Origin of the sequence: Acetomicrobium flavidum, from assembly GCF_900129645.1 — a bacterium.
In the GTDB taxonomy this organism is placed as follows: domain Bacteria; phylum Synergistota; class Synergistia; order Synergistales; family Acetomicrobiaceae; genus Acetomicrobium; species Acetomicrobium flavidum.
Genome location: NZ_FSQZ01000001.1, coordinates 1,065,390 through 1,076,930 on the forward strand (window position 1 = coordinate 1,065,390; position 11,541 = coordinate 1,076,930).

Below are 11,541 nucleotides of genomic sequence, written 5' to 3' on the forward strand. Positions count from 1 at the left end.
ATTTCATAGAGGTAGGTGGTAAGGGATTTAAACTCTTACAAAAGGAGGTTGCGATGATATTGAAGAAATCGCTTCGCGCGAGATACTATATCATGGCAAAGATAGTAACGATATTTTTATTTTTCTCTACCATACTATCCATCGCTACTCCCGGAATTGGTGAGATAAATGACGAAAAATCAAAAGAAAATATCGTTTTTCACGATAAGATCATTCAAACATTGGCAGAAACAGGCAATTCTCCTGAAGATATAATTCGCTGGCAAAAAGAATGCCCCACCTCCACGCTTAGGTTTTTAAGCGAAATGCTTCCAGATGAGCAGGAAATGATAGCATCCCTCGCCAAGTACATCAGAAAGGTCAACCCCAAAATCGCATCCAAGACGTTATGGAGGGAAGCCTGTGCTTTCGCATACTACTCTAAAAAATATGGCGTTCCCAAGGAGCTCCTCATCGCCGTTGCCAAGGCTGAAAGCCACTTCGATCCCAAGGCGACCAGCTCCAAAGGTGCCGTTGGAGTCATGCAGGTAGTGTGGGATACGCACTCTGCTCTACTTTCAGCCAACGGAATAACGTCAAAAAACCACCTAAACGACCCCGAGCTTGGAATAGCCGCCGGTGCATTGTTGCTGTCTCGTTATATTAGGGCTTACGGATCGGAGCATAAGGCATTAGATCGATATTACGGAACGGCATCCGTAAGGTACAAAAATATGATCAACAAAAACATGATGGCACTTGAAAGTTTTCTATAAAAGATACACCCCTAAGCTAAAAATTAGCTTAGGGGTGTATTGGCGACTAACCGCTTATGCCGTTTACTTTACCTTTATCTCCTTAGAACTTTCCCATAATCCATGTATGTTGCAATAGGACATGGCCAAAAGCGTACCGGATTTGTTAAGCTTAACCTTGGCGGTTACGCAGGGCTCGCTGTAAGCTGGGCCAGTATTGGGACCGCCAACATGCTCTCCGTGAGCCGTAAATTCGTAAGAACCAATCTCAAAGGGGAACTTTTCATCCTCCCCCTTAAAGAATAACTTTATCCATCTGATATGATGTTCCGTCGTATTGGGGTGAGGTATTTCCTTGCCCACGCTAACCGTAATAACGAACGCTTCGCCGGAAGCGACCTCATCGGGAGACTCAATGACCGGGATATGCTTTTCACCCTTCCAATCGCCTGACTGCATTAAGGCCTCAAACTTCATATCCAACCCCCTCCTTTTTAAACGTCCTTTTTAAATGCATTTTTATTTTAACACATTTTAAAAAGGAGACCATATCTCATCTTCCGAAGGTCCGCTTCTTACAATATATATTCTACCCCTTGCCCTATCCCACGCGTAAAGGCCCGATCCACCGCGTGGCCTTCCCATAGAATCAAGAAACGTCATATTATATGAAAGAGCGGTATCCACGCTGATATAGCCATATATCTTGCACGCAAAGGGAAGATTTCCGACCATATTGGGAGTAGGCCAGCCCCCAAGGGGAGCCAGAGGAGCTTTAGTCTTTATCTTTTCTATGATGTTTGCCACCTCAACCGGAGCGGTCCGTATGCCATAGATCCTAGCTTCTCTTGATTCGTAAAGGCGCAAAAATAAACTCCTTGCAAGCCAGGGAGCGCCCTTTTCGTCCATCGACAGCAACGAACCTATAGCCACATACACGGCATCTAAGGCAGCCAGTGGTTTTGGGACCATTTGAGGTATCCATAGACCCTCTATCGAACTCCAGAGGGCCGGATCTCCCTGTGGAAATAGTTCACTGATCAGTCTCAATGCAATTGAGGCTCTTTTTTCGTCGTTTAAATCCTTGTTAAATAATGATTCCCACATATCATATTGAGACATATCCTTAGGGGCCTGCTGTAATAGGCGCTCTTGCAGCTTTAAACCGTCGCTTTCTCCGGCTTCCTTGCTCTCGTATAAAGAAACGAGGTCCTCGAACTCCGTTCCATAGGAAGGCTGCGTAAGACAAAGGGACAAAAAGGCAAATATTACGACCAAAACTATCCCTTTAACGACGAAACTTAGATATTTTTTCATGTTCGCCATCTCCTTATCTATGTCTAGCCATTTAACTAAACGAATTAAACCTTTTATTATAAACTACATACAACCTAGACAACCTCTCTATCATATCGTCAGACAGGTTTTTACCCTTAAACCTTTCCTTTGCCCTTTCAACCTCTTGGGCAATATCTTCTTCACTTAAAGGTTTTAATCGGGGAACAGTGCTTGAATGAGACATCTCATCCTTATCGAGAACATTTCCCACATATACCGATATGGAATCTATATTTATGCCCAAGGATAGGGCACGGGAGATTATCTGTCCACTCCTCATATTTATTTCCTGAGCTATCAGAGGTGATGCAGCTATTACCTGAAGCTTCCTCCCCTGAATTTGGATTGGCTTCGACTTATTTGATGCCATGCCAACCAATTCTGCCCATGTTTTTTTGATCCTGTAAAAATCTAACAGATCCTTAAGTTCCTTAGACAATTCCCTTTCAAGCACCTTAGACACGTGCTCTGGAGCTTCTTTCATCCTAAACTTCATGACCTCTTACATCTCTCCTTCGTCTCCAGATACATCCATAAAACCTGTAAGTCCGACGGCGTAACGCCTGATATTCGGCCAGCCTGGCCTAAAGTGCCTGGCATTATCTTTTTTAACTTCTCCCTTCCCTCCGACGATAAGCCAAAGACATCGTCATAATCCATATCACGGGGAATGCGAAGCTGCTCTATCCTCTGCATTTTAGCTGCCAAGGCATTTTCTTTCTGTATGTAACCGGAATACTTAACCTCTATCTCTACTCTTGATTTTACCTCATCGTCAAGGGGCTGTGGCGGAGGGACGATCTTACAGATAAATTTATGGTCTATACCAGGCCTCTTCAACAAATCGTAGGCTAGGATCGGCTCATCTATGGGCTTTTGGCCCAAAGAAAAGAGCAAGTCGTTGACAGCTTGCGACGGGTAAACCCTCACGCTTTTAAGGCGGTCTATTTCATCATCGATAGCCTTCCATTTTCTGGTCAACACATTCCAACGCACATCGTCGATCAGGCCCAAACGCCTGCCTATGGGGGCAAGCCTCCTGTCTGCGTTATCGTGACGCAATAGCAATCTGTATTCACACCTGCTTGTAAGCATCCTGTACGGTTCACGTGTTCCCTTGGTAACTAGGTCATCTATCAATACTCCTATGTAGGCCTCGTGCCTGCCCAGCACAAGGGGCTCTTCGCCTCTTAACTTCAAAACGGCGTTGATGCCTGCAATCAGCCCTTGTGCTGCAGCTTCCTCGTAACCGGAAGTACCGTTTATCTGTCCGGCAAAAAACAGTCCCTCCACCAACTTGGTCTCAAGCCATGGATGAAGCTGGGTTGGTGGAAAATAATCGTATTCAATGGCATAACCAGGTTTAAGGATATGTGCCCTTTCACACCCCGGGATGCTCCTTACCATCTCGACCTGGACGTCGTAGGGCAGGCTCGTCGAGAAGTTTTGCATATATATCTCCTTAGTGTAGCGTGACGTCGGCTCTAAGAATATCGGGTGAGATTCCTTGTCGGGAAACCTGATGACCTTATCCTCTATGGACGGACAGTAACGGGGGCCTGGACTTTCCAAGTCGCCTCTCGCCAAAGGGGATCGAGATAAAGAAGACCTTATGATCTCATGGGTCCTTGGAGTAGATCTCGTTAGATAACAGGAAAAACCCCCATAAACGCGAGGTTCTCCCCAATGGCTGAAGCACAGCGGTTCAGCTGCAGACTGCTGTGCTTTTAAAGATTTAAAATCTATCGTGTCGGCATGAAGCCTCGGCGTCGTATCGGTCCTAAGCCTGTCCACCTCGAATCCAATTTGCCTTAGCGAAGATGATAATTTAAGCGATGGCATTTGACCCAAAGGTCCGGAAGGAAAGCTAACCTGACCTATGAAAACCTTCCCGTTCGTATAAGGTCCAGTCGTTATTATGACGCAGGAGGCGTTATAGATTTGGCCCAACAAAGTTTTAACCCCTACTACACGTCCATCTTCTGTAAGCAGGTCTGTTGCCATAGCCTGGTGGACGTACAGGTTATCTGTAGTCTCCAGTGTTCCTATCATGTGCCTATGGTAATCGGATGGGTCGCACTGAGCTCTAAGTGCCCTTACAGCCGGTCCCTTCGATGTATTAAGCCATCTTATATGAAGGGTCGAAGCGTCCGTGGCCCTGGCTTGTTCTCCGCCCAAGGCATCTATCTCACGAGTTATGTGACCCTTGGCAGGTCCTCCAATGGAGGGATTGCAGGGCATCAGGGCCGTATTATCGAGATAGAGATTAAGTAAAAGAGTACGGGCGCCCATCCGTGCAGAAACCAACGCAGCTTCACATCCTGCATGCCCAGCTCCAACCACTATTACATCGAAGGTATTTTCATCTCGTACAGAAGACATTTAAACTGATAATCCCCCTTGATCAATATGCCAGACTTTTCCAGGAAATTCGCCTATCCTGTCGTCAGCGGTAGCCGCAATCACCTGGCAACCGCTGTTAAAAAGCGCGTTGATCAAACTAGATTTTGCCTCGCTATCGAGCTCCGCCGTAATTTCGTCCAACAATATTATAGGTCTTTTTCTCATCTTGAATTCCACAACCTTCGCAGCAGAGAGCATCAACGTCACGGCGAGCTTTCTCCTCTGACCCCGGCTTAACGCCTCACTGGCAGGTCTGCCTGTTATCGTCATGCTTAAGTCATCTCTATGGGGACCAGCAAGCGATACTCGCCTAGCCATCTCGTCATTTTTAAAGGCCGCTATAGACTTATAGAACCCCTCCAAGGGATCCTCAAATAAGTCACAGCTGCCCTCCTTCATGTCAATTTCGACATCAAAATCAAGCAACGAAGGAGATATCTCTTTAAAGCTTATCTTTAAGAGATCTACTATCGTTCTCCTATAGGACCAAATCCACGCTGCGAGGGGGGCCATCGTCTTTATTATGACAGAGTCATATTGCCCCCTTTTTAAGCTGTGATTTCTATGTCGCAAAAGCTTATTATAATCGTATAATCTTCTGGCATATAAAGGTACTATAAGAGCACACAGCTGATTCAAGAAGTTTCGTCGCACGTATGGTGGTCCATCTACTAAATATACATCGTCGCTCCAGAAGGATAAACAGGGGATGAACGCTCGTAATATTGAAGCATTACCCTGTTTACCAGATATCTCGATAACACGCTTCTCATCGATTGTCATCGATACTGCAAGCTCTTCCTCTCCGCAAAACTTGGAGTGAAGCCTTGCTACACCACGACCTTGCAATTGCCAGTTTACAAGGTCCTTAAGTTTTTTGCGTCGAGACCCCCACCAACCGCAAAGCATGGACAGAGCCTCAAGCGTATTGGTCTTGCCGGAGGCATTTGGGCCGACTATTAAGTTTAGACCTTCATACCAACAGACCCGTTCCGGTTTCAAGTTTTTATAATTCAGCCAATATGTTTGGCTAAATTTCATCCGTTTCTCCTTCTTCTTTTACCATTTCCTCGGGCAATATGACCGGCATAAGGATGTAGAGGAACTTGTCATCCCCAAGCTTTTGCAACCTCATCTGTCCGTGTGTTCCGTTAAAGCTCATTCGCACGATGGGATCTCCGATTGCCTTAAGCCCCTGCAGCAGGTAGGATACGTTAAATCCAACCTTGAGCGGCTCTCCGTCAATATCTGCGTCAACATGAACGAAGGCCTCTCCTACGTTTTGGGCACAGGCGGATATCAGGAGGTTTCCTGCCGGCTTTAGATTTAAGATGACGACCTTATTAAAATCGCGTACAACTATTTCGACCTTTTCAAGAGCATCTATTAGCTGCTGTCGATCTACGATCATCCAGGTGGTCTTATCCGATAAGATTATCTTCTCGTAAGGAGGAAATACGGATTCAACTCTCCTTATGGCCAATTCAATGTCTTCGGTTCTAAAATAGCACTGCGAATCGTCATACAAAATTTCAACGACCGTATCCTCACTTAACGTAGATAATATCCTATCCAATTCATTAATTCCCCTTATTGGAATAAGTAAGCTTTCTGTCCTTTCATGATCCGTTTCTGATAAAATGGCCTCGGATAAAGATAGTCGCTTGCCATCCGTGGCTATCAGCTTAATGGAATCCTCCTTGAACTCCAAGAGAGCACTCGATAGGTATGGTGGAAATTCCTCAGTACTGGAGCCTGTAAAAGAGCCTTCGGAAATGATCCTCGATAGCTCTCTTGCCTCAATGTGACATGCAAGTGTAGCTGAGGCAGATGTGGGCAGTTTTGGAAACTCGTCTGTCGGATAGGTGGTAAAGGTGAATTGGTTTCTGTCGTCCTTTATAATTACCTTTCTATCCGTTGTCTCAATCAGGTATCCTGTGGACAACTTTTTAATGATCTCCCCAACGCCCTTAGTGGGAAAGACGCATTCTCCTTCCTCCTCAATCTTTGCTTCATGTATTGAACATTTTATCGATGTCTTGAGGTCTGTGGCCATTAATGTTATTACATCGTTGTATGCTTTAACATATATGCTTGAAAGCACTGCCATGGATTTAGGTCCCTTTGATGTCCTTTCTGCTATTTGCCAGTTTCTTACCAGTGCTTGGTCGTCTATTTTTATCCTCATGCCGTAGTTCCTCCTGTTATTACTTTTATATTAATAAGTAAAAAGCAGTAATAGTAATAGGTGCAGTGGATGCTGTGGATAAGTCGGTCTTTATGTCTGGGAGCAATACTTTTCCACCGTGGATAAGTATGTGCAAAGCTCGAAAAATTATCCACACTTTGTACGAAAATTTCCACCTTTGAAGCAGGGGTGTGGATTATACATACTTATTCACGGGATGATCGTACGTTGTCCGCCAAGTTATCCACAATCTTTTTCATCTTTACATCCTCTTTTAACATTTCCTCAATCTTTCTGCAGGCGTGAAGAACTGTAGTATGATCCTTTTTATTGAATGCCATTCCTATTTGCTGCAAGCTGGACTCGGTCAACTCCCTGGCTAAATACATGGCTACCTGTCTTGCCAAGGCTAAATCCGCAGTCCTCTTGGAGCTCTTTAAGTCTTCCACATCAAAGCCGAAGTGAGATGCCACGATGTCCTGAATCATCTCTATGGACACCGGACCGACTTTTTGCATCTTTATTATGTCCTTAAGCCATTCAGCAGCGTTTTCTATGGTTATGGGCTCCATATTTAGCTGGGAACATGCTATGATGCGATTTAATGCTCCTTCCAGCTCCCTGATGTTGCTCGGTATGTTTTGAGCTAAAAAGTACACGACATCTTCCGGGATGGTATATCCCTTAAATTCGGCCTTTTTCTGTAGTATAGCTATTCTGGTCTCCAGGTCAGGTGGCTGGATATCGGTCACCAACCCCCACTCGAACCTGGAGACCAATCTCTGCTCGATGCTCTGTATCTCCTTTGGGGGTCTATCCGAGCTCAATACGATTTGGCGCTTTGCATTGTGAAGGCTGTTAAAGGTATGGAAAAATTCCTCCTGAGTGCTTTCCTTGTTGGCCAAAAACTGAATGTCGTCGATAAGGAGTATATCGACGTTCCTAAATTTTGCCTTGAACTCTTGAGTCTTATTGTTCTGTATGGCCGATATCAGCTCGTTGGTGAACTTCTCGGAACTGGCGTATACTACACGTGCTCCCGGGAGATGTTCTAATATGTAATGTCCTATGGCGTGCATGAGATGCGTCTTGCCCAATCCAACGCCTCCCCATATGAAGAGCGGATTGTAGGCTACTCCGGGAGATTCGGCTACAGCTAAGCTTGCTGCATGAGCAAGCCTGTTTGATTTTCCTACGACAAAGGTGTCGAAGTAGTAGTTCGGGTTAAGGCCATCAGGTGGCGGCGGGGCCTGTCTTGCAGCGGTTTCGGCCCTTTTTTGCTCTCCGTCTCTCATCTCGGTGCCCACGACTAGCTCTACTTCTCTGGCCAATCCTCTGCCCGTGACCAGTTCTCTTAGGCCGCCTAGGAAGCGCGATTGAATCTGTTCCTTCACGAACACGTTGGGCACATCCAAGGTTAGAATTCCACCCTCCAGCGATATGGGCAGGCATGTCTTAAGCCATATCTCCGTAGCTCCTTGAGGGAGTTTTTCACGAGCCATCGATAAAACTTCTTTCCACATCTCGTTTAACTTGTCGTTCACGAAAAGCCCCCCTAAGTTATCCACAAACTATACTCAATATTACCACAGAATTTCCACAAAAGTTATCCACATATTCACCAGTTATCTACCATGGGTGTGAATAACTTTTACTGGAGGCTAACGGCAACCATGGGGGTTCTTAAATTGAAACGAATTTAGTGAACATTATAACATGTAGTGGGCAAGCAGCGTGGCGGAGTTATCCACATGTTATCTACATATTGTGAATAACTCCCTGTAAAGTTCTCCACACTTCTCGATCTAATAAGATCATCTTCAGCCTGTAATATGCACTTCATGATGTGCAAGATGATCGGGAATGAAGCTTACAGCCTTATGATGTATCTTTCTACGTTTTCGGGGGAAATTTCACTAGGATGCGGAAAATAAGCGAAACACCTGGGCCAGCCGTAACCGTAACTTGCGGAAAATATGGTCACGCACTGGTTGTCGAAGTTGAGTTTATAGCCTCTGCCTGGAACATATTGGTGTCCCCTGATGAGCAGTTTTGTGCCTGTAAGATTTAAAAAGGCGGATAGGTCATCTGCTGTAAAGGCCTTGGTTCCCCCGCCTCGAGGCCAATATTGTTCGTCCAAGGGATCGTTCCATAAAATCTGAAGGCCGACCGGATCAAAAGCCTGTGCCCCGGCAAGTTCTTTTAGGTCTTTGGGGACGGGCTTGGGCACTCCTCCATGGAGGGCCACAATACTGTCCAAAAGGGCGATCAACGGCAGAGATTCGTACCAGGCCAGGATGTCTTCGATCATGTCCTCGTAACCTTTTGCCAGTAATTCACCTGCGAAGGAATAACGGACGTTCATGTTCCAGTCTTCGTGATTGCCCCTGAGCAGTATGACCCTGTCTTGGTTTCTTGCCTGGAAGGTCAGGATGTCCTCGAGCAGTCCTATACAATCCGATCCCCTGTCCACGTAGTCTCCTAAAAATAGGAATAAGCTATCCCTTTCATCTCCGACAACGTCTATAATGTCCTTTAGGGAATCGCGTTCGCCGTGAAGATCTCCTATAATTACTAAAGGGCTGTCTGCGTCTCTTTCTACCATATTATCGCGACGAAAAGGAAGCCTTATGTTGATCTCGGTGCTTTTGATTAAAAGCTTTCGCAAGCTCATGCATGATCACCCCTTCATGGTTTGGAGGTGTAAGTTGTCTTGAAAAGACCTTTAATTAATATAATAAGCCATACCGATCTGGACGGCGTAGTGGCCGCTGCAGTTGCCTGGTATGCGCTTTATCCTGAAAGCGCACCGCTTCAGATTAATCTGCTGGGGTATGGAGAAATTGACAATGCGATCCTGGAGACCCTTCAATCGGACAGGAAACCTTTAATACTCGATCTTTTTTGTCAAAGGAGGGAGACGATAGATCTCATCGACAGCTACTTTGAGGGCGGATGCCCAATTTGTTTCGATCATCACGAGACGACGTTGCAAAATTGGGGCAACAGGCCTTGGCTTAAGATCGATACCTCCTGTTGTGCTGCCAAGGTATATTACAGCTGGCTCATGTCGCAGGACTTGCCTGACAGCGCAAGACAGCGTTTGATTATCTTATCCGACATTGTTGAAGTAGCCAACGACAGGGACCTGTGGCTGGGACAAAAACCGGAAAGCAGGCTCTGGCAGGCGCTTATCACCATGTGTGGTCCCTGGAGCGTCTTCTGCAGGCTTGTTGCCAATCCTTCTTCCTCTCTCTCCGATGGAGAATATGAAGCAACGACCGAATTTGTCCATGATCAGGAGGCGCGTTTTGCGGAGGCCCTTGAAAAGGTCAAACGTTACGGCGACGACCTGATGGCGATTGGGCCGGAGTTGCTTGAATTTGGAGACGTGTCGGATTTCTGTGGCTTAATCTTAGATAGGACCGAAAATCCGCCAAAGGTGGTGGCGGTGGCCAACAAGAAAGTAACGGGGGAGTGGGCCGTGTCGCTTAGAAGCAGGTCGGGATTGGCCGGTAAAATTACCGGGATGTTGCGTGATGGCAGGAAGGTACGCGGAGGCGGACATGGGGATGCAGCGGCGTTATACTTTCCTCCGCATTATTCCCTGGAACAGATATGTGATTCGATCCTGTCGGCGATAAAATTGGTTTCAGAGCAGGAAAGCCCGATATCGATGACCCTGGGCGACATATTGAAGGGCAAATTAAAGAAGGATTAGGAGAGTTAATTAGCCATGACTGATCGAAAGAAAAGGGCAGCTGTGATATATTCATCTATTGGCACGGGACACAAGACGGCTGCGTACGCCTTATGCGAGTGGTTTTCCAAGGTAAACGTGGATACGATATGCCTTGACGCGTTGGCGTACGTGAACCCCATAATTAGGGGAATTTATGCCCGATCCTACCTGGAGATGGTACGCAAAGCCCCTCAGATCTGGGGCTATTTTTATGAGTCGACCGATTCGCCCGAGGCAAGCATCGGGTTTCTCGCGGGGCTTCATGAGCTTACGGTGAAGCTCAACGCCAGGAAGTTGCTCAAGGTCTTGGCCGACTTTTCTCCTGACGTCATCATCTTTACCCATTTTTTCGCCGCCTCGGCGGTCTCACAGGAGTATAAAGGAAAGGCCCCCATCTTTCTGGTGAATACAGATTTTTTAAGCCACGTCTTCCATCGAGACCGGGAAGTCTACGACGGTTGGTTCATAGCCTCAGAGGAGGCCTTGCTGCAGTACGAAGCGGATGGAATCGATGTAAAAAATGTCCACATATCCGGGATTCCGATTAAGCCTTCCTTTGTTTCCCCTCCTCGCAAGGCCTTAGCCAGGGAAACGCTGGAGCTGCCACAGGATGACGCCGTCCTTCTAGTCATGGGCGGTGGCATAGGCGTTGGTCCCCTTGAGGATGTCGTCGATTCCCTCTCTCAAATAGACAATGCAACGGTATTGACCTTATGCGGCAACAACGAGGAATTAAGGGAATCCATGGAGGAGAGGTTTTCCGACAACGAAAAGGTTAGGATTTTCGGATTCGTCAGGGGAATGGAATATGTATATGCTGCCTCCGATGCAATAGTGATGAAACCGGGGGGGTTATCCACGTCGGAGGTCCTATGCATGGAGCGCCCCTTCTTTTTGTGTGGGGTGATCCCGGGACAGGAACAGAGAAACAGCGACTATTTGCTTGATCGTGGAGCCGCAAAGATAATTTTCGAACCTAGGAAAGCTGCCAACACGCTATTAAGCGTCCTTCAAGACGATAAAGAGCGAAACAGGTTGCTAAGTTCGGCAAAGCGATTGGCAAAGCCCAGGGCAGGCGAATTCATCGCTAACAAGATCTTGGAATCTATTTCATGACAAAGCTTAAGCTCGAAGGA

At 46.5% G+C, this 11,541-nt stretch carries 11 protein-coding genes; 3 read left to right on the top strand and 8 right to left on the bottom strand.

The genetic code is table 11. The annotated features are described in order from the left end of the window. Positions 1 to 53: 53 nt before the first annotated feature. A complete protein-coding gene (locus tag BUQ78_RS05500) occupies positions 54 to 755 on the top strand; it encodes a transglycosylase SLT domain-containing protein (RefSeq protein ID WP_014805922.1) in 702 nt (233 codons plus the stop codon). Positions 756 to 818: 63 nt separating this feature from the next. Here BUQ78_RS05500 and BUQ78_RS05505 read toward each other — a convergent pair whose 3' ends face one another. The 8 genes from BUQ78_RS05505 to BUQ78_RS05540 all read right to left on the bottom strand — a co-directional run bounded on the left by BUQ78_RS05505 (position 819) and on the right by BUQ78_RS05540 (position 9,337). Beyond that, positions 819 to 1,211 carry a class II SORL domain-containing protein gene (locus tag BUQ78_RS05505; protein ID WP_014805921.1) on the bottom strand — a complete coding sequence of 131 codons (393 nt, stop codon included), beginning with the start codon at positions 1,209 to 1,211 and terminating at the stop codon, positions 819 to 821. A 57-nt stretch (positions 1,212 to 1,268) separates the two neighbouring features. Next, positions 1,269 to 2,051 carry a cell division protein FtsL gene (locus tag BUQ78_RS05510; protein WP_074199543.1) on the bottom strand — a complete coding sequence of 261 codons (783 nt, stop codon included), beginning with the start codon at positions 2,049 to 2,051 and terminating at the stop codon, positions 1,269 to 1,271. A 31-nt stretch (positions 2,052 to 2,082) separates the two neighbouring features. Continuing rightward, complete coding sequence (locus BUQ78_RS05515; protein ID WP_014805919.1) at positions 2,083 to 2,568, bottom strand: DciA family protein; 486 nt, start codon at positions 2,566 to 2,568, stop codon at positions 2,083 to 2,085. Then, a complete protein-coding gene (gene mnmG, locus BUQ78_RS05520; protein ID WP_014805918.1) occupies positions 2,565 to 4,454 on the bottom strand; it encodes a tRNA uridine-5-carboxymethylaminomethyl(34) synthesis enzyme MnmG in 1,890 nt (629 codons plus the stop codon). Before mnmG ends, BUQ78_RS05515 begins: the two co-directional genes overlap by 4 nt. Continuing rightward, positions 4,455 to 5,516, bottom strand: a complete 1,062-nt coding sequence (recF, locus tag BUQ78_RS05525; RefSeq protein WP_014805917.1) for a DNA replication/repair protein RecF — start codon at positions 5,514 to 5,516, stop codon at positions 4,455 to 4,457. Beyond that, entirely contained in the window at positions 5,506 to 6,663 is a 1,158-nt protein-coding gene (gene dnaN / locus BUQ78_RS05530) for a DNA polymerase III subunit beta (RefSeq protein WP_074199544.1), read from the bottom strand. The genes recF and dnaN overlap by 11 nt, the downstream gene beginning before the upstream one ends. A gap of 206 nt (positions 6,664 to 6,869) precedes the next feature. Then, positions 6,870 to 8,207: a chromosomal replication initiator protein DnaA gene (gene dnaA / locus BUQ78_RS05535; RefSeq protein ID WP_143228341.1), complete on the bottom strand. Its 1,338-nt coding sequence runs from the start codon at positions 8,205 to 8,207 to the stop codon at positions 6,870 to 6,872. Between the two features lie 326 nt (positions 8,208 to 8,533). Next, complete coding sequence (locus tag BUQ78_RS05540) at positions 8,534 to 9,337, bottom strand: metallophosphoesterase family protein (protein ID WP_074199545.1); 804 nt, start codon at positions 9,335 to 9,337, stop codon at positions 8,534 to 8,536. A gap of 39 nt (positions 9,338 to 9,376) precedes the next feature. On the opposite strand from BUQ78_RS05540, the gene BUQ78_RS05545 reads away from it, so the two are divergent. Together BUQ78_RS05545 and BUQ78_RS05550 are read left to right on the top strand one after the other, a co-directional pair. Further along, positions 9,377 to 10,384 (top strand): DHH family phosphoesterase, encoded by a 1,008-nt coding sequence (locus BUQ78_RS05545; RefSeq protein WP_014807910.1) that lies wholly within the window; start codon positions 9,377 to 9,379, stop codon positions 10,382 to 10,384. A 15-nt stretch (positions 10,385 to 10,399) separates the two neighbouring features. Then, entirely contained in the window at positions 10,400 to 11,521 is a 1,122-nt protein-coding gene (locus tag BUQ78_RS05550; RefSeq protein WP_014807909.1) for an MGDG synthase family glycosyltransferase, read from the top strand. Positions 11,522 to 11,541: the final 20 nt, after the last annotated feature.

Excerpts from the sequence above, each read along its gene's own strand:
- BUQ78_RS05500 (WP_014805922.1), top strand. The coding sequence starts at position 54 with ATGATATTGAAGAAATCGCTTCGCGCGAGATACTATATCATGGCAAAG.
- BUQ78_RS05505 (WP_014805921.1), bottom strand. The coding sequence starts at position 1,211 with ATGAAGTTTGAGGCCTTAATGCAGTCAGGCGATTGGAAGGGTGAAAAG.
- BUQ78_RS05510 (WP_074199543.1), bottom strand. The coding sequence starts at position 2,051 with ATGAAAAAATATCTAAGTTTCGTCGTTAAAGGGATAGTTTTGGTCGTA.
- BUQ78_RS05515 (WP_014805919.1), bottom strand. The coding sequence starts at position 2,568 with ATGAAGTTTAGGATGAAAGAAGCTCCAGAGCACGTGTCTAAGGTGCTT.
- mnmG (WP_014805918.1), bottom strand. The coding sequence starts at position 4,454 with ATGTCTTCTGTACGAGATGAAAATACCTTCGATGTAATAGTGGTTGGA.
- recF (WP_014805917.1), bottom strand. The coding sequence starts at position 5,516 with ATGAAATTTAGCCAAACATATTGGCTGAATTATAAAAACTTGAAACCG.
- dnaN (WP_074199544.1), bottom strand. The coding sequence starts at position 6,663 with ATGAGGATAAAAATAGACGACCAAGCACTGGTAAGAAACTGGCAAATA.
- BUQ78_RS05540 (WP_074199545.1), bottom strand. The coding sequence starts at position 9,337 with ATGAGCTTGCGAAAGCTTTTAATCAAAAGCACCGAGATCAACATAAGG.
- BUQ78_RS05550 (WP_014807909.1), top strand. The coding sequence starts at position 10,400 with ATGACTGATCGAAAGAAAAGGGCAGCTGTGATATATTCATCTATTGGC.